We start from the raw sequence: 17,826 nt of genomic DNA, 5'->3' as shown, positions 1-17,826 counted from the left end.
CACCCATGACCAGCCCTCAGCGCATCGGAATCATGGGTGGCACCTTTGATCCCATCCACCACGGACACCTTGTCGCCGCCAGTGAGGTGGCTTATCGCTTCAATTTGGAAACGGTAGTCTTTGTTCCCACCGGCCAGCCTTGGCAAAAGAAGGGAAAAGTCGTCTCAGCGGCCGAGCACCGTTACCTAATGACCATGGTGGCCACGGCCTCGAATCCGCGCTTTACGGTCTCGCGCGTCGATATTGACCGTGAAGGGCCCACCTATACCATCGATACGCTGCGTGATATGCGGAAGCTTTTTCCTGATGCGGAGCTGTACTTCATCACCGGGGCGGACTCGACAGCCTCTATTCTCAGTTGGCGGGATTGGGAAGAAATGCTGGATATGGCGCACTTTGTGGGAGTGACACGACCGGGCTACGAGTTGAGCACTGATATGTTGCCGCCTGGCTCGCGCGATGCCATTGAGCTCATTGAGATTCCGGCGATGGCGATTTCTTCCACCGACTGCCGGCGGCGCGCAGCCGCGAAAAAGCCAGTGTGGTACCTCGTCCCAGATGGGGTGGTGCAGTACATTGCCAAGAACAATCTCTATGGGCCCAACCCGGATAAACCGCTGTGAGAAATAGGCAAATGAGCATAGAACGTGCAACACTAGAAGCTTAAAAGTACTTGTGTCTCCTAGTGTCTTTAAAAAGGATTGTTCATTGTCTATTTCTGACGTTGCCCGCCGGATGGCGGAGATTGCAGCGCTGGCCGCCAACGAGAAACTGGCCACCAATATCGCGGTCATCGATGTCTCTGACGTTTTGGCCATCACCGAGGTCTTTGTTGTGGCCTCGGCCGATAACGAGCGCCAGGTTTCCTCAATCGTCGAAGAGGTCGAGGGCGAGCTAACTTCAGCTGGCTTCGAGCCCAAGCGCCGCGAGGGCAACCGCGAAAATCGCTGGGTCTTGTTGGACTATGGAAACATTGTGGTCCACGTACAGCGCAGGGATCAGCGCGAGTTCTACGGCCTCGACCGTCTCTATCATGACTGCCCCCTCATCGAGATTGAGGGCGTCGAGACTCCGGAGCGCCCTGGCGAGTGGTCTTCTGAGACCAATACCCGTGAGGTCTCCTCCATCGACGAGATCCCGCTGGCCCCGCAGGAGCCGGAAGAGGACGAGGAGTTCTAAGTCCTCATGAGCCGCCGCCTGATTCTGATCCGACACGGACAGACCACCTATAACGCCACTGGCCGGATGCAGGGCCACCTGGATACCGATCTGGCCGAGGTGGGCTATGAACAGGCGGCTGCGGCGGCGGCACTGCTGCGGGATAAAGATATCTCCTACATCATCTCCTCCGATTTGATTCGCGCCAAGGAGACGGCGCGGGTGATCGCGGATTCCCTCGGTATGGACTACGCCGTCGACAAGCGCCTGCGGGAAACCGATCTCGGGCGTTGGCAGGGGATGAGCTCGGCGGAGGTCGATGCACAATTTCCCGGCGCGCGCGCCATCTGGCGCCATGATCCCACGTGGGCTCCGCCGGAGGGTGAGTCGCGGGTCGACGTCGCCAAGCGGGCGCGTCCGGTGATTGATTCCCTCATGCGTACCAGCACCACCTGGGATGATGGTCCCGTCTTAGTTGTTGCCCACGGCGGTGCTATCTCCGCATTGACGTGCCACCTGCTCGGGTTGGAGCATCACCAATACGGGATTTTGTCTGGCCTGAAGAATACTCACTGGTCGCAGCTGACGGCGCGCCCGCGCTTCGATGCGGACAAGCCTTTGTCTCCGCTGCATTTTGGCCCGGATAACGTCGACGAGGCCACCTGGTACTTTGACGGCTGGAACATGGGGGCCCGCGTCATCGGGGGAACCGGGGCGGATATCTAGTGAGCGTGCGCGTTGTCACGGATTCCGCGGCGGGATTGCCCCCCGAGGTGATAACGGAGCTGGATATTTGCGTCCTCGACCTGCATGTCATGGACAATGCTGGGGCTGGCGGAAAGGAACAGTCCACCTCGGGTTTGAGCGCCTTGGAACTAGCGGCGGCTTATGGGCGCCAGATGGAGCGCTCCGGCGATGAGGGCGTGCTGGCTATCCATCTCTCAAAGGAACTGTCCTCGACGTGGTCGGCGGCGGTGACTGCCTCGGGGGTTTTCCCCGATACCGTCAAAGTCCTCGATTCCGAGACCGCAGGAATGGTGATGGGTGCCGCCGCGATGGCTGCCGCACGCCTCGCGCAAGACGGGGCAAGCCTTGAGGAATGCCGTTCCGCCGCCGCGGATACCCTCGCGCGGGGAAAGACATGGGTATATCTCAACTCCACGGAGGATCTGCGCCGATCCGGGCGCATGTCTGCGGCGACGGCCATGTTATCGACGGCGCTTCTGGCTACTAAGCCGATCATGTCCATCGCGGATGGAAAACTCGAATTGGTAGGCAGAACCCGCACGCAGACGAAGGCTTTTACCAAGGTGGTAGATCTCGTGGCCTCGCGTGCGGATGGACAGCCGGCCTTCGTGGCGGTTCAACACAATGATGCTCCCGCCGAGGCCGAGCGGTTGAGGCATCTGTTGGAGCTGGCTCTGGCTAAAGGCTCATCGTTCATGGTAGTGCCGCTAACGGAGGTCTTGTCCGTGCACGCAGGCCCCGGTGCCATCGGGGTTTCCGTGGTCTTTAGTACGCCCGAGCCTGAGGAAGCCCCGGCCAAGCCTCGGCTAGAGTTTCCCTCTTTTGGGCCGCTGTGGCATCCTCCGCGGCCCTGATTGCTGGCTGTTGTTGATCCTTACAACAAGTTGTCCACAGGTTGCCGGATCGGGTCTGGCCTGGCTATGGAGCGCAGGCTTAGCTTCAAGGTATGGCAACCGCGCGTATCAGCGATAGGCTGCGTGAGCTAAAAGAGCCCACGGGCCAAGAGGAATATCTCGATGTGGACTTCCCACGCCCACGGCTGCGCATCCCGCCCTGGCAGGCCTGCGTTGTCGCCGTGCTTGTCGTGGCTGGCGTGGTGGCGTGGCTGGGAATAAGCTCGCGCCAAAGCACGCAGCTGGCTCCAGTGGCACCAGCGACCCCGGCGGAGACAGCGGGGGAGGTCGTGAACAAGGGGAGAGGAGTTGCGAGTTCTGAGTCCACGCCACAGGCGCCAAGTTCCGTGGTGGTCTCGGTCGTGGGAGAAGTCGAATCCGCCGGGCTTGTGACGCTGGCTCCGGGGGCGCGTCTGGCAGATGCTCTCGCCCGGGCTCGGCCCTTGGCGCATGCTGATCTTTTGGGGCTAAATCAGGCCCAGCTCTTGGTTGATGGGCAGCAGATCGTGGTGTTGGAGCAAGGCTCAACCGTGCAGGGTGCGAGCGCGGCGGGCGCTGGAGATTCGCAAGGCGGTGGTTTAGCGGAGGCCGGCTCTGGTCCCGGGGCGGGAAAGGTCAGCCTGAACAGTGCCTCCCAGAAGGAGCTGGAGAGCTTAAGCGGGGTAGGGGAGGTCACCGCAGCCGCGATCATTGCCCACAGGGAAGAGATCGGTGGCTTTAACTCCGTCGAGCAGCTCTTGGATGTCAGCGGCATCGGCCCTGCCAAGTTCGAGAAACTCAAAAATGACGTCACGCCATGACGGAGCTGCGGCTATTTCCAGGGGCGGCGGTGGTGTGGGCGGCCACCGCGATCGTACTGCTGAACGGGTGGCAGGCGGCCTGCATCATTGTGATGTTAGTGGCTGCTGCCTGGCTTCTCCTTCGCCAGCGTGGCCAGGGCATTGCCTGCGGCGGAATCGGGCTGGCCGCAGTGGCAGTGGCGGCAATAAGGAAGTCTCGCGCGCAGGCTTTCGAGTTTACGCAGCCGTTGGAGGGTCGAATCAGCGCCGCACCTACCCAGACGGATTCCGGCACTTGGTTGCTGCGGCTGCGGGTGGAGGGCTTCCCGGCGCAGCTGCCAGTATTTGTCAAGGATAATCCCGGCCTGGAAACCGGCTCGCGAGTTTCGCTCGCGGCCTCCTTTAAAGAGGCCTCGCGCCCGGGACTGAGCCCCGTGGTGGCTGAGGGCAGTGCCGTGGGCGTAGCGCCTCCGCGGGGGTGGGCGCACGTGGTGGCGGGAAACTTCCGGGAGCTGGTGAGCGAGAGCGTGGGACCGGCAAGTCAGGGTCTGTTTCCTGGCATGGTGTTGGGGGATACCACCCTCCAAGAGTCTGCCGAGCGGGATCTTTATGTCGCCGCGGGGCTTTCACACTTGAGCGCCGTATCCGGAGCCAACGTGGCCATCATTTGCTCCGCCGCGGCGCTAGTATGTGCTGCTTTCGCCTTGGGTCCTGCCCAAAGGATGACCGCGGCGGCAGCAGCATTGGCCGGGTTCGTGCTCTTGGTGGGCTTCGAGCCCTCCGTACAGCGCGCCGCGGTGGCGGGGATGGTGGGGCTGCTCGCGGTCCTTAACTCCTCTCGCATGCAACCACTGCACGCATTGAGTCTGGGGATAATCGTACTGATTCTCGTTGACAGTGAGCTTGCGCTGAGCTTTGGATTCGCGCTATCAACTGCAGCCACGGCCGGGATCGTGGTGCTCAGCCCAGTCATCGTGCGCTTTCTTGCACCGACCGGCTGGCCGGAGATTCTCGTTCGCGCCCTGGCGGTGGCCCTCGCCGCCGACGTGGTCACCATGCCAGTGGTGGCTTTGATGGCCGGCGAGGTATCGGTGGTCTCGGTGCTGGCTAATCTTTTGGTTTCTCCGGTCGCGGCGCCGATAACGATCTTGGGTGTCCTCGCGGCAGCGTGTGCCCAGTTAGGCCCTATCGACATCCTCGGGACGTGTTTGCTTAAAGTCGCTGAACCCTGCACGTGGTGGATAAACACCGTGGCACATGGGGTGGTAGCGCTGCCTGTCTCCACGGTGGCCGCCAGCCCGTGGGCAGTGGCGCTGGTCTATGGCTGGATTCTGCTCGGCCTGGCCTTTCGGCGCCCGCTGCTGACTTTAATCGTCGTGGTGTGCGCGGTAGGGGCCGCCGTCTACCAGCCTGGGGAGGTGGACATTAGCCGCCTGCGTACCCACGAGGTCAGCACGGAAAGCGAGATAGCACCAGTGCCTGCCGGGACGCAGGTCATCATCGTGCGCGGTCCAGAAACAGGGGACACTTCGCAGGTTTCGCCACGGCGTTCTTTGCCTACAGCCTTTCAGTCCACGCCTCGACCCACGCGCACAAAAGAGGGCATACCAGTGCTTTACCCGAGTCGCGATGGTCCGGTGCGCCTCTATCGTGACGGCGTGCAACACTCTAGCGACGGGAGGTTCTAAGATGGCTGTCATGCCTGTTGCACCCGTCCACCTCATCCTCGGAGATGACGAGTTCCTCACCGAGCGCGCCCGCCTATCCTTCCAGAGTGCTGCGGCGCAGGACAGCGATACCGCCCTCGAGGTCAAAAGGCTCAGGGCCTCAGAGGTCAGTGAGGGAGAGATTGCAGAGGCCACCAGCCCCTCACTATTCGGGGATAACCGGGTCATCGTTGTCAGTGACGTCGAGCGTGCGGGCAAGGAAGTCACCAAGATACTGTTAGAGGCCTGCGTTAATCCCGCGCCGGGCATGACCATGGTGATTGTGTATACGGTGAGCGCAAAGACACTTAAGGCCAAGAAGAAGGCCCCCGAGATCGTGTCTAAGCTGCGCAAGATCGGCGAGGTTCACGAGGCTTTTTCGCTCTACACCAACGAGCTTTTGCCGTGGGCAACGCGCGAGTTCGCCAGCCATGGTGTGCGTCCCACCCCGGATGTGGTCCAGGCCGTACTCGACGGGGTGGGCTCTGATCTGCGCGAGTTAGCCTCCGCGATTTCCCAGCTCGTCTTCGATACCAACGGCAACGTGACTAGGGAGGCTGTGCATAACTACTACATTGGCGTGGCCGAGGTCGCCAATTGGGACATCGCGGATGCAGCCGTCGCCGGACGCCTCGAGGCTGCTGTGAGCACCTGCCGGCGCGCGCTGCAGCTCGGGGCGAGTCCGGTGGCCATCGCCGCGGCACTGGCCAATAAGGTCGGCGCGATAGCGCGGCTTTATTCGGCCCGCGGAGACCAGTTTTCCTTGGCCAAACAGACTGGTCTCAATGCTTATGTGGTCAAGCTGACGCAGCCGGTGGCCCGGCGCTGGTCGGGGGAGAATGTGACCCGGGCCGTCATCCTCGTATCGGAGTTGGAGGCAGAGGTCAAAGGCCGGGGCGGCGACCCCGACTTCGCCATCGAGGCAGCCGTGCGTCGCATCGCGGAACTGGCGCGATAAAGTAGGGCGCATGAGTGAGAATCAAGAACTAGAAGAGTTCGCCGCCAAGCTCTTTGACTTCGCCCGCGCGGGTGATGCGCAGCTAATGGATTACATTGAACGCGGTGTCAACGTCAACATGGTCAACCAGGAGGGGCAGTCGTTCCTCATGCTCGCCGCCTACCACGGCCAGGCTGATCTCGTGGAAAAGCTTCTTGCAGCCGGCGCCGATGCGGACCTTCTCAATGATCGGGGGCAGTCCCCACTGGCGGGAGCCATCTTCAAGAAGGAAGAGGCCGTTATTGAGGCTTTAATCGCCGCTGGCGCCTCGGCGACTGCCGGGCAACCCACTGCCATTGACACTGCCCGCATGTTCGGGCGCGCAGACCTCGTTGAGCGTTTGGGCGCGGGGGGATGAGCCTAAGCGCCTTCCTCACGGTCATCGTTGCAAATCTTATTGCGGCGATGTCACCCGGACCGGACATCATCCTCATCACCCGCATCGCCACCAAGTCGCGGCGTCACGCCGTGGCAGCGGTGCTCGGAATCCAAGTCGGCGTCATCATGTGGTGCTCGCTTACGGTGCTCGGCGCCGCAGCTCTCCTGCGCACCTTCCCCTCAATCTTGGGCCTCATCCAGCTAGTCGGTGGAACGTGGCTGATGTGGATGGGCTGGAACATGCTGCGCACGGGGTGGGCCGCGCGTACCTCCCCGGCCGTCGACTTGGAATCGGCCGAAGCCTCGGTGGGCAGGCTGCGCTACGCCTTCGTACAGGGCATGACCACGAACTTGTCGAACCCCAAGATTGTCTTGTTTCTGGCCGCGCTCATCGCGCCCTTGCTTCCAGCGCATCCCTCGCTGGGGCTGGCGGTGCTGCTTATCGCCAGCCTGGTTATCTCCAGCTTCCTGCTCTTCTTGGTCATCAGCTTCGTCATCTCCACCAACAAGATCCGGCGTCGCATGCTGCGCGCGGGACCGTGGATTGACGTTGCCGCCGGAATCTTCTTCATCGTGGCGGGTGCCACGATGGCCGTCACGGGTTTCCAGGACGTATTCTAAGCAAGCTTAAGTTGCCGGGGTGCGACTAGGTCCCACACCCAGTGGGCCCAGGCCATAACCGTGCCGGCCCGCCGCTTCAAGGTACTGCTCGACATCTCCAAAGCACTCGATTCCATGATGGCGAGGACATCCGAGCGCTGTGGGCCACGCTGCTTGGCGACGACGCCCTCCAAAACCGCGTGGAACACCTCGTCACCCGCCATGACCTCCACTAGTGCGAGGTTGCGATCATCCCGCGAGGGCGTTTCCATGATGCTTCGGCCGAGGGCAGTCAAGCGGGCCACGGAGCCCTCCAGATCAATCAACCCCAGGTAGCGTCCCGCATTGACGTAGTAGTCTGCTTGGCGCGGGGTGAATCCATAATGGGCGTGAATAGCCGTCTTGTCCAAGTCCTTGTCGAGCAGTAGCTCGCAGAGGCTGACCACCCTGGCAAAGGAATCTGCTTGCGGGAAGGGTATACGCGCTTGTCCCTGATGCTGCGAACGCGGGTGTGTGCGGGGTTTTATCCGGTCCAGCAGTGTGCGGAGTGAGTCGATACTTACTGCCGAATCACCCAGGACATAGCGGGTACTCGCGGCGAGCCGAATGCTGCGGAAGTCTTCCGGGTCGGTGAAAGTGTATCGGTAGAGGTGAAAAACCCCGTTGGAATAGACCAAGTAGAGGGGGATGACCTCTTTCGAAAGCTCGCGTGAAAAGCGCAGGTAAGGGAAGTAAAGCTGGCGGATATTGAAGTCGGCGGTGATGTGGTTCTTGGCTTCCACCAGTACCAGGTGTTCGGGGGATTCGAAGCCCGCATCAATCTCCATCTGCGCACGATCCACGGTAAAATGCTTGCCCATCTCGCGCAGGTGGAGCGGAAGCCGCCCGGTGGACATGCGCCCGGCCACGGTGGGAACGAGCCGGCTTCCTCCGATGAAGTCCTCGATCATCCCGGACAGCGCTGCGGCGCTGAGAACTAGGGCTTCAGATCTGAGGGCAGAAAAATCCAGCGATTCGATTCCACTGGGGATGGCAAGCGTGCGCAACACTCCGGCGCTGACCGGAAAACGCTCATAGAGATTGAAAGGGCCAATGAGATAGGAGCTGCGGCTCAGCGGGAGGATAGAAAGCCCGAGGTCTTCGAAGATCCAGGGCCTTGAAGTAGAGAAGTCATGCTTGGCCATAAGCCTAGGCTCGCGCCCACTCAAAGCCTTGAGTTCTTGGGCGCTGACACGAGCGAATCCGGCGGTAGAAATCTCGGAGGAGAGCTTCGCGTCAAATGTGCGCAGCCAACCGATGTCATTGAGACCCAGGGCCTGCCCGGCGGGTACCTCGAAACGGCGGCGCAGGTACTCTTCTTCGCGATTATCACCCATAGTTGCGCACCAGCACCTCCTCGACCTTGCCGCGCTTGGAGGCTACCGAATTGATGGCGCGGGTGGCGCCCACGATGGATACCTGGTAGTCACCATAGAGCTCTTTGATGAAGTCCGTGGCGGAGTTAGAAAGCAAGAAACGCACGCCGCGGGCATCTAGCTCGTCGCAGGTCTCTTTCAACTTGATCTGATTGCTGCGGTCGAAGCCCCCGGATTGATAGCCGGTGAAGTTGCTCGTGGGATTGACCGGGTCATAGGGCGGGTCGAGGTAGACAAAGTCTCCGGCTGCGGCTTCTGCCAAGATGGCGGAGTAGTCGCCGTTGTGAAAGACAATGTCATTACCATTGAGGTAGGCGGAGACTCCACGCAAAGTATCAACATCGCAGATGGAAGGGTTGGCATATCGGCCAAAGGGCGCGTTGAACTGGCCGGCGTTATTGACGCGGTAGAGGCCGTTGTAGCAGGTCTTGTTGAGATAGACCGTGCGTGCGGCGCGCTCGGTGCGGCTGAGCCGCGCAAACCCAGCCTCGCGGTCGAGGCCGCGCATGTCGTAGAAGAATGAAGCCTCATTGGGATAAGTAGCAAGCAAGGCAATGAGTTCCTCGACGTTGTCCCGGGTGACCTCGTAGAGGTTGATGAGTTCTGAATTGAGGTCATTGACGCTAGCCGCGGGCGGGCGCAAAGAGAATAGCACCGCGCCACCGCCTAAGAAGGGTTCGAAGTAGCGGCCGAAGCCATCCTGCGGGAGCGCAGCGTGTATCTCGGGCAGGAGCTGGCGCTTTCCGCCCACCCATTTCACTAGTGGCTTCACATCATTCATAACGAGTGTCCATCTTAACGTGCGAGCGGACATGAGCATGAGTCCGTTAGCCCAAAGCGTTCGAACGTGTTATCGATGAGGGTGGGAAACCGTTAGTGTACATCGGTACCGATATATGTTCTCGGCTTGTCAGAGAGTGGTCAGAAGATCGAATGGGTGGAATATCGGACACAATCGAGGAAGCTGAGAACCTCAAGATGCGCGCAATCCGCAAAGAGATCTCAGAGCGAGGGTGGGACAATCAGAAGTTGTGGCTCATCCCGGTTTAACTCAATCGCGCGTGTCTGCACTCTTCGACGGAAAATTTAGCCAGTTCCGCCTAGATTCGTTGGTTAACATCGGTGCCAAACATAGTATCCATGCTGAAGTCACCCAAGGCCGACAGGAACGGGCGAGCACTTGGTAGGTGTTAAGGGGATCTTCGGGTTTTGGAGTGCAGTGGTTTTGTTGGTCGGTTGTCCTCCGCTTGGGCCTGATCCTTCAGGATAAGTCGGATGGCCTTGCTACCGCACTGCCAAGTTCTGGCGAGGCGGCCCGTCTGTGGATAACTGCGTCCGGCGCTGGTGGGTTATCCACAGTTTCCTTACTGGGTGCGGGTTGGGGATTGTCGCACCTGGTGGCGGTGGCTTAGCGTGGCGCTCATGGGCTTGCAGGAGTATTTCGCACAACTTGGCCGGGGTGTTGACCTCGTAGCTGAGTGCTCGGGGCTATCTGTGCCAGACCTTGAAAAGATAGGGGCCAGCACACAGGATGCCGCCGAGCTTATAGGCCTGCACACCATCTACTTCGGTACTACTCCCTATACAGCAAAGCAGCGCTTAGCCGTTAACTCTGCTCGGAGTACCGGGCACACCCTGAGTACTTTGCGCCAGATCGAATCCTTTACCCGCCGCATTACAGGGAAACTGGATGCGTGGAACCTGCGGTTGGAACTATGCGCCACGCCAAGCGAGCAGGTTACTGCGGTAGCCAGGCGCCGGTTGCGTGAAATGCGTGTTCCCCGCACGTATTGCGAGCGTGCGATGTTGCGCCAGCACCCTAATGGGCTGGCTACCTTGACAGTGACCGGTAATGGTTTGGATATGGCGGATGCTTTCCGAACCATTGATCATAAGCGGCCGGGCGAGAGCTTTATAGCCTGCATGCTCGGCAAGGCAGACGGGGCCCCGGCTGGGCGTACTCGTGTGACGACTATGGCAGTCCTCCAGTTGGAGGACTACGGGAAGCTTGTACGCCGCGAGGGTGGTGATGTGCTGGTGCGCACCACTAGTGGGGCTGTTATCACCGGCGCGCAGCTTGTAGAGCGTGCTTGTGCCAACGAGGGTCTTATTACGGTGATAAGCCGTACGCTGGGGCCGGTGGACTTGTACCACTTTGAGCGCTTCGCCTCGGTCAAGCAGCGCACAATGCTGGCAGCAGAGCACCCTACGTGTGCGTGGCCGGGCTGTAGCATCCCGGCAGAGCGGGGGCAGTTTCACCATCTCACGCCGTGGAGTCATGGTGGGGAGACTAACGTTGCCAACCTGGTGACCTTGTGTAGTTATCACAACGGGGTTAATGAAGATGATCCGAATGCGCCACCACGCCGCGGGCGCCTTACCCGCGAGGGCGGGACAATAGTCTGGCAGCCCCGCAAACGCACTAGCCGTTAGGTCAACACCGCCTAACGGCGACTTCCCGCACCCTAAAACAAAGCCCGGTGGGGAAACCAACAACGGGCAGGACTATGACTGTGCAGTGGAGATGAACCCGGAAAATACCGGCAAGGGACTCGCATTTTGCCTGCCGGTCCCACCACGCACTCTAAAACCCAGAAGAGCCCGCTAAGTATTGTTTTGCAGCTGAGGGGGCGGGGCCTCTGGGAAGAGCGTTCCACTAAAGCGACTGGGTAGGAAAACTAGTTTGTCCCCGCACCAAAAAAGTGCGGGGACAAACTAGTTCAAGCAGGCGTAAGTGCCAGACTTAGGCCATCTTGTTGAAAGCCACGGCCATGCCGGACTTCTTGTTGGCTGCGGTGTTGCGGTGGAACACGCCCTTGGAAACGGACTTGTCCAGGGAGCGGGAAGCGGCGCGCAGCTGCTTCTCCGCACCAGCCTTGTCGCCGGCCTCAACGAGCTCGCGGAACTTGCGGATCTCGGTGCGAACAGCGGAGCGGACAGCCTTGTTGCGCTGACGCGACTTCTCGTTGGTGAGAATGCGCTTCTGCTTGGACTTGATGTTTGCCATCGAATTTTACCTCTTGGAATCGAAAGTGATTATTGCTTGCAACCAGCCTTGATGGACTCTCCCGCGCCTCGTGTGAGTGTTGGCTGTGTATCAACACGCCTCTCAAACTAGATGCCCGGCGCCGGTATTCGAAGAGCGGACCCAAGGTCCTGACCGCCCCGACCGACGCGCCCAGCAGACAAGTAACTGTGCAATCCTAGCAGCAGCGTGGCTAGAGACCCAAAACCGCCATCTCCGCTCTCGCCTAAGCCCAGTGGTAGCGCGAGCGCAGGCGGTTGGTGATGCGCTCGAAGCGGCGCTGCGGGAATAGAGTGCCTTGGCGGCGAACCTGTTCTTCGGAGATCTCGAGCACGCGATCGAGCCGGATCCAGCACTGGCGGCCGGACTCATCCCAGTCGCCGGAGCCGATTTCTAGCCACTCATCTTCGTGGGCGTGCTCCGGATTGGGGGAGATCAAAAGCCCCAGGACCGTGGTGCGGGTGCGGCCAATGACGAGGATGGCGCGCTCGCGTGGCGGGGACTGCTTGTCATCGGAAGGGGCCCACACCCAAACTACCTCGCCGGAATCGGCCTGGCCGTCCATATCGGGGGCAAAAAAGATGGATCGGGGGTGGGAAGCGGAGGCTTCGACGCGGATGTGGGCAGCTTTGCGTGGTTCGCGGGATTTTGCGCGGCGGTGCATTCCCAGGCGCTCGTTGATACGGGAAAGGCCGTGGTCCACCGGCTCTTTGTCCCTTACTCCCAGCGCGGCCAAGACGCGGGCGAGCACAGTTGGTTTGCCGCTAGTCATGTAGCCTATTGTAGACACATGTCTAAAAATTTTGCGGCCAAGACGTTTACGGATCCAAGTCAGATCCGCAACTTCTGCATTATCGCCCACATCGACCACGGCAAGTCGACGTTGGCTGACCGCATCCTGCAATACTCCCAGGTAGTGGACGCGCGCGACATGCGTGATCAGTACCTGGACAACATGGATATTGAACGCGAGCGCGGTATCACCATCAAGGCGCAGAACGTGCGGCTGCCGTGGGTACCACGCACCGGCAAGTTCGCGGGGGAGGAGATCGTCATGCAGATGATTGATACCCCCGGTCACGTGGACTTCACCTACGAGGTCTCCCGCGCACTTGAGGCCTGTGAGGGCGCCATCTTGTTGGTGGATGCAGCACAGGGCATTGAGGCGCAGACCTTGGCCAACCTCTATCTGGCCATGGAAAATGATCTTGAGATCATCCCCGTGCTCAACAAGATTGATCTCCCAGCCGCGGAGCCGGAGAAGTACGCCCTGGAGATCGCCAACATCATCGGTTGCGAGCCCGATGAGGTCATGCGTGTTTCCGGCAAGACGGGAGAGGGGGTCGAAGATCTGCTCGACAGGGTCACCGAGTTGGTTCCGCCGCCCAGCTCCGAATTCGCGCCCGATGCTCCTGCCCGGGCCATGATCTTTGACTCGGTCTATGACACCTATCGCGGCGTGGTGACTTATATCAGGATGGTGGACGGCAAGCTGGTCCCGCGCCAGAAGGTCACCATGATGTCGACCAATACCAACCACGAGCTGCTAGAGATCGGCATCATTTCCCCCACCATGCAAAAGTGCGAGGGGCTCGGGCCCGGCGAGGTGGGCTACCTCATCACGGGTGTAAAGAATGTGCGCGAAACCAAAGTCGGGGACACCGTGACCTGGGCTTCCAATGGTGCCACGGAGGCGCTTAAGGGCTACCACGATCCCAAGCCCATGGTCTATTCCGGGCTCTTCCCCATCTCGCAGTCGGACTTCCCCGATTTGCGTGATGCACTAGAAAAACTGCAGCTTAACGACGCCTCCTTGACCTTCGAACCCGAGACCTCCGTGGCGTTGGGCTTCGGTTTCCGTTGCGGATTCTTGGGCCTATTGCACATGGAGATCACCCGCGACCGCCTTGAGCGCGAGTTCGGCCTGGATCTCATCTCCACAGCGCCTTCTGTTACTTACCGCGTGATCGCGGAGGACGGCGAGGAGTCTTTGGTGCACAACCCCGCGGATTGGCCGAGCGGCAAGCTCAACGAGGTCTATGAGCCCATCGTGAAGATGACGGTCATCGTGCCCGAGGAGTTTGTCGGTCCCACGATGGAGCTGTGCCAATCCAAGCGCGGCCAGATGGGCGGTATGGATTATCTCTCCGAGGATCGCGTGGAGCTGCGCTATGTCATGCCTTTGGGCGAAATCATCTTTGATTTCTTTGACATGTTGAAGTCCCGCACTAAGGGCTATGCCTCCCTCAACTATGAGGAGGCGGGCGAGCAGCTCGCTGACCTGGTCAAGGTTGATATCCTGCTCAACGGCGATCCAGTTGATGCTTTCTCCGCGATCGTGCACCGTGATTCCGCGCAGTGGTACGGCAATAAGATGACCAAGAAGCTCAAGGAGCTCATCCCACGCCAGCAATTCGAGGTGCCTGTTCAGGCGGCCATCGGCTCCAAGGTTATCGCCCGCGAGAATATCCGTGCGATGCGCAAAGACGTGCTGGCCAAATGCTACGGCGGCGATATTTCCCGTAAGCGCAAGCTCCTGGAGAAGCAGAAGGCTGGTAAGAAGCGCATGAAGTCCATCGGCTCGGTCTCCGTGCCGCAGGAAGCCTTCGTCGCTGCGCTGTCGACAGACGGTGAATAATTCTGGAAATGTGGGTTAACGTTGGGTGCAATGTGGTTGTGGCCGCAAAGTACTTTTAGCCCAGTGTGAACTGGCTTTATGAGGGGAACCTTAACTGAGAGCCGACTGGTTTTAAAGTCTCCTTTTGCGTTTGTGAGGTGCGTAGGAGGGGCTTTTAATCCTGCTTTGGCATAATTCTCAATTCTTAAGGTTTTCCTCATGTCTTCCACGGCTGCCATTAAGCGCTTCGGTGTCGCCTTCGGCGCCTGCGTATCCACCCTCCTTCTTTGCCCCAACGTTGCCCACGCGGAGACCAATACTCCTATTGAGCACGTTGTCGTGATTTACGCCGAGAACATCTCCTTCGATCACTACTTCGCTACCTATCCCAAGGCTGAAAACAACGAAGGCGAAAAGCAGCAAGGCACGGACCTTGCTGCTCCTCAGTTCGAGGCCAAGAAAGATACCCCCAAGGTCAACAACCTCGCCTCGGAGGATCTTCTCGGCGATAAGAATCCCAACTCGGTCAAGCCCTTCCGTCTCTCCCCGGATCAGGCTGCCACGGTGGACCAAAACCACGAGTACTCCGCAGAGCAACAGGCGGCGAACAACGGGAAGATGGATAAGTTCCCCGAAACCGTCTCCAGTGACGTGGATAAGAAGAACAACGGCTACTCTGCCAAGCCCGGTCTGACCATGGGCTACTACGATGGCAACACTGTCACCGGAATGTGGAACTACGCGCAGAATTTTGCCCTCAACGACAACAGCTATTCCACCATCTTCGGCCCTTCGACCCCGAGAGCCATCAACCTCATTGCTGGCACCGTGGCTGGCGCCACCATGCACGATCCGGCCAGCGGTGAGCAAGTCAAGATAGAGCCCGGCAAATCGAGCGCCCTGGCTGGCGTCGCGGAAGATGGCTCAACGACCACCATCGTGGGAGACCCAGACCCCCTCTACGATGATTGCTCGAATGCATCTTCCGCCTCCACCGACCAGGTTGCTGCTTTTAGCAATGAGAACATCGGTGACCAGCTCAATGAAAACAACGTCACCTGGGGCTGGTTCCAGGGCGGGTTCCGGCCCACCGAGCCTGCCACGGAAAGCAGCCCGGCGCGCTGCGGAGCTGCTCACAACACGTTGACGGGGCAGGGCCAGCCTGACTACAACCCACACCACGAGCCTTTCCAGTACTACGCCTCGACCGCGAACCCGCACCACCTAGCTCCCAGCAGCGCGGATATGATTGGCAAGACCGACCAGGCTAATCACCAGTATGATGTCGAGGACTTCGATACCGCACTCCACGACGGAAACCTCCCGGCGGTGTCTTTCCTGAAAGCCCCGAACTACCAAGATGGACACGCGGGCTACTCCAATCCTGCTCGATGAGCAGGCCTTCATCACCCACTACATCAACGAGCTGCAAAACTCTCAGCAGTGGGATTCGACGGCGGTTGTCATTGCTTATGACGATTCCGACGGATGGTATGACCACAAGGCTCCCAAGATCCTCAACGGTTCCGATGACACCACCATCGATGAGGAAACCGGTGATCCCGTCGACGCTGAGATTTGCACCTCGGCGGCAAAGGGCGTCGGGGTAGCCGGTGGCGCCAAGGGCCAGTGCGGCCCGGGCACACGCCAGCCGCTGTTGGTTGTCTCTCCCTTTGCCAAGTCCAACCATGTGGATAGCACCTACACGGAACAGACTTCTATCACCAAGTTCATTCAAGACAACTGGGACCTTGGGCGCCTTGGCGCAGACACCTTTGATAACCGAGCCGGCAAGCTCGATGGCATGTTTGATTTCCAGGCCAAGGCCGACAAGGTCTTCTTGAATGAGACGGACGGGAGCGTCGCCAAGTCCTATGACCAGGTCAAGAAGATCGACAACGCCTCCCGCGAGACCACGCAGCTCAAAGACGTCGCCGAGGGAATGAATGACCCGGCCTCGACCGAGAACGGCGCAATCAAGGAAACCCGGCTGGCCGCGGCGACGGAGGAAAAGTCCGGCTTCCCCACCTGGATGTGGGGCGCCCTGGGAGTCATTGTTGTCATCGTCGCTGGCGGCGTTCTATTTATGAAAAATCGCTCTGGGAACAAGTAATGAAAGCCCGGTGCCTTCTTCTGGCTTCGCTGGTGACGCTGGCGGGGTGCAATAGCACTAACTCGCACGCCCCGGCGCCGTCCAATGAGCCCTTGGTCCGGGATAGCTATTCCTGCCCGGTACCAGCGGAAACCGGAGGAGCATTGAGCCTGAACAATACCTCAGGCAAGTACCTGACCGTCTACGTGGCGGATAAGGAGGGCTATGCCTATCAGGTCATTGAAAGGGTAGGTTCTCCCTCCGTGCGCCAGTGGAATGCCAAGTTGAAAGACGGCACCTATCACCTCGTGTGCGTGTTCCGTAATACCTCCTCCATTGCTGGTGCGGAGTTCGAGGTCACGGGCTCGCCCTATAAGGAAGCATCGAAGATGCTGCCGATAACTGAGGATGATGTTGCCAAGGCATCTGTTGCCCACGCCGCTCAGCAGCATGGTGAGCTTGCCCAATGGGCGGGGCTGGATGATGCCTTACTTCTGGCCACCCAGTCCGGGGACCGCGAGGCTGCCAAAAAGGCGTGGCTTGCGGCCTATCGCAAGTACCGGACCTTCGATGATTCCAACACCGAATGGGAGGGCCCAGTCGATGACATCGGTGACTTTGGCACCAGCGCCACGCCGACGCCAGAGGACATCGAGGGCTATCACCGCGTGGAGTGGGGGCTGTGGCACGGCGAAGCTATGCCGGAAGTGGCCCAGCACGCCCAGTTCCTCAATGACAACGTGCATACCGTGGTCGAAGGGGTGGGGCAGTTTGCGCTCGCCTCAGCGGACTATGGCTTGAGGACTCATGAAATGACCGAGGAACTCGAGCGTTTCGATCTCCAAGGCTACCGGGACTACGGCTCCAACTCCCTGCCGCTAGCAGTCCAGACAGACATGGAGGCGACGAGGACGATGATAGACCCGCTCCGAGACATCCTGGCGCAACGCGGTGCGAACCTCGCCGAGATAGATAAGAGCCTTGACAAGGTGGAGGATTTTTCACAGACCATGGATCCCCACGACCCCACAGACCGCCAAGTCCTCAACGGATTTGTTGCGGACGCGAATGAAAAACTGGCTGTGATCGCCACTATGACTGTAATCCGGAGGATGTGGATGAGCTGCCCACTCCATTTCTCGCGCCGGGCCTTCCTTGGCGGTGTCGCTGCATTGGCGGCGACGCCTTCCGCTTCTGCTGCTATAGCCGCAAGTGCTGGTGATGATCCTGAGTCGAGTAACGAGCAGGCTTCAGCGCTTCCCCTTGAGGGAGAGCACCAACGGGGGATTGTTGAGAGCGCGTCAAGTTCTTTGTGTGTGGGGCTTTGTGAACTTGTTTGGTTAGAGGTATGTGTTGAAGCGGTCGGGGTAGGCCACGGCCATCTGATTAATGGCTTGTTTCCAGTTGGTGACTCGGGCT

The 17,826-nt window shown here is 59.7% G+C and carries 17 protein-coding genes and 1 pseudogene; 14 read left to right on the top strand and 4 right to left on the bottom strand.

Going from position 1 to position 17,826, the window contains the following annotated elements:
- Positions 1-5: 5 nt before the first annotated feature.
- The 9 genes from nadD to F4V60_RS08935 all read left to right on the top strand — a co-directional run bounded on the left by nadD (position 6) and on the right by F4V60_RS08935 (position 7,279).
- Positions 6-623 (top strand): nicotinate-nucleotide adenylyltransferase, encoded by a 618-nt coding sequence (gene nadD / locus F4V60_RS08975; RefSeq protein ID WP_075730267.1) that lies wholly within the window; start codon positions 6-8, stop codon positions 621-623.
- A gap of 112 nt (positions 624-735) precedes the next feature.
- A complete protein-coding gene (gene rsfS / locus F4V60_RS08970; protein ID WP_174775552.1) occupies positions 736-1,179 on the top strand; it encodes a ribosome silencing factor in 444 nt (147 codons plus the stop codon).
- A gap of 6 nt (positions 1,180-1,185) precedes the next feature.
- Positions 1,186-1,884, top strand: coding sequence for a histidine phosphatase family protein (locus F4V60_RS08965; protein ID WP_075730265.1), 699 nt, complete (start codon positions 1,186-1,188; stop codon positions 1,882-1,884).
- On the top strand, positions 1,884-2,759 hold the full coding sequence (locus F4V60_RS08960) for a DegV family protein (RefSeq protein ID WP_075730264.1): 876 nt from the start codon (positions 1,884-1,886) through the stop codon (positions 2,757-2,759). The genes F4V60_RS08965 and F4V60_RS08960 overlap by 1 nt, the downstream gene beginning before the upstream one ends.
- A 92-nt stretch (positions 2,760-2,851) precedes the next feature.
- Positions 2,852-3,598 (top strand): ComEA family DNA-binding protein, encoded by a 747-nt coding sequence (locus F4V60_RS08955; protein ID WP_075730263.1) that lies wholly within the window; start codon positions 2,852-2,854, stop codon positions 3,596-3,598.
- Positions 3,595-5,265, top strand: a complete 1,671-nt coding sequence (locus F4V60_RS08950) for a ComEC/Rec2 family competence protein (protein WP_075730262.1) — start codon at positions 3,595-3,597, stop codon at positions 5,263-5,265. Before F4V60_RS08955 ends, F4V60_RS08950 begins: the two co-directional genes overlap by 4 nt.
- 1 nt (position 5,266) lies before the next feature.
- Positions 5,267-6,241: a DNA polymerase III subunit delta gene (gene holA / locus F4V60_RS08945; RefSeq protein ID WP_075730261.1), complete on the top strand. Its 975-nt coding sequence runs from the start codon at positions 5,267-5,269 to the stop codon at positions 6,239-6,241.
- A gap of 10 nt (positions 6,242-6,251) precedes the next feature.
- Entirely contained in the window at positions 6,252-6,638 is a 387-nt protein-coding gene (locus F4V60_RS08940) for an ankyrin repeat domain-containing protein (RefSeq protein WP_075730260.1), read from the top strand.
- Positions 6,635-7,279: a LysE family translocator gene (locus tag F4V60_RS08935; RefSeq protein ID WP_075730259.1), complete on the top strand. Its 645-nt coding sequence runs from the start codon at positions 6,635-6,637 to the stop codon at positions 7,277-7,279. Before F4V60_RS08940 ends, F4V60_RS08935 begins: the two co-directional genes overlap by 4 nt.
- On the opposite strand, the gene F4V60_RS08930 is transcribed toward F4V60_RS08935, so the two are convergent.
- Both F4V60_RS08930 and F4V60_RS08925 read right to left on the bottom strand, forming a co-directional pair.
- Positions 7,276-8,634 carry a type II restriction enzyme gene (locus F4V60_RS08930; protein ID WP_075730258.1) on the bottom strand — a complete coding sequence of 453 codons (1,359 nt, stop codon included), beginning with the start codon at positions 8,632-8,634 and terminating at the stop codon, positions 7,276-7,278. The genes F4V60_RS08935 and F4V60_RS08930 overlap by 4 nt on opposite strands.
- Positions 8,627-9,454 (bottom strand): DNA adenine methylase, encoded by an 828-nt coding sequence (locus F4V60_RS08925; protein WP_075730257.1) that lies wholly within the window; start codon positions 9,452-9,454, stop codon positions 8,627-8,629. Before F4V60_RS08925 ends, F4V60_RS08930 begins: the two co-directional genes overlap by 8 nt.
- Before the next feature lie 641 nt (positions 9,455-10,095).
- On the opposite strand from F4V60_RS08925, the gene F4V60_RS08915 reads away from it, so the two are divergent.
- Positions 10,096-11,106, top strand: coding sequence for an HNH endonuclease signature motif containing protein (locus tag F4V60_RS08915; protein WP_075731262.1), 1,011 nt, complete (start codon positions 10,096-10,098; stop codon positions 11,104-11,106).
- Positions 11,107-11,416: 310 nt separating this feature from the next.
- Here the strand turns inward: F4V60_RS08915 and rpsT are convergent, their stop codons facing one another.
- Positions 11,417-11,680, bottom strand: coding sequence for a 30S ribosomal protein S20 (gene rpsT / locus F4V60_RS08910; protein ID WP_075730256.1), 264 nt, complete (start codon positions 11,678-11,680; stop codon positions 11,417-11,419).
- 244 nt (positions 11,681-11,924) lie between these two features.
- Positions 11,925-12,470, bottom strand: a complete 546-nt coding sequence (locus F4V60_RS08905) for a type II toxin-antitoxin system PemK/MazF family toxin (protein WP_075730255.1) — start codon at positions 12,468-12,470, stop codon at positions 11,925-11,927.
- A gap of 18 nt (positions 12,471-12,488) precedes the next feature.
- Between F4V60_RS08905 and lepA the strand changes: the two genes are divergently transcribed.
- From lepA to F4V60_RS08890, 4 genes and pseudogenes are all read left to right on the top strand, one after another.
- Positions 12,489-14,336, top strand: coding sequence for a translation elongation factor 4 (gene lepA / locus F4V60_RS08900; RefSeq protein WP_075730254.1), 1,848 nt, complete (start codon positions 12,489-12,491; stop codon positions 14,334-14,336).
- A gap of 198 nt (positions 14,337-14,534) precedes the next feature.
- Positions 14,535-15,710 (top strand): alkaline phosphatase family protein, encoded by a 1,176-nt coding sequence (locus tag F4V60_RS12885; RefSeq protein WP_255312480.1) that lies wholly within the window; start codon positions 14,535-14,537, stop codon positions 15,708-15,710.
- Positions 15,676-16,428 carry an alkaline phosphatase family protein gene (locus F4V60_RS12880; RefSeq protein WP_255312481.1) on the top strand — a complete coding sequence of 251 codons (753 nt, stop codon included), beginning with the start codon at positions 15,676-15,678 and terminating at the stop codon, positions 16,426-16,428. Before F4V60_RS12885 ends, F4V60_RS12880 begins: the two co-directional genes overlap by 35 nt.
- Positions 16,428-17,390 (top strand): annotated as a pseudogene (locus tag F4V60_RS08890) (EfeM/EfeO family lipoprotein); the annotation flags it as partial. The gene F4V60_RS12880 and the pseudogene F4V60_RS08890, both read left to right, overlap by 1 nt.
- Positions 17,391-17,826: the final 436 nt, after the last annotated feature.

Source organism: Corynebacterium flavescens (assembly GCF_008693105.1).
GTDB classification, from domain to species: Bacteria; Actinomycetota; Actinomycetes; order Mycobacteriales; family Mycobacteriaceae; genus Corynebacterium; species Corynebacterium flavescens.
Note: the sequence above shows the minus strand (reverse complement) of the source record. Positions and strands in the feature narration are given on the sequence as shown.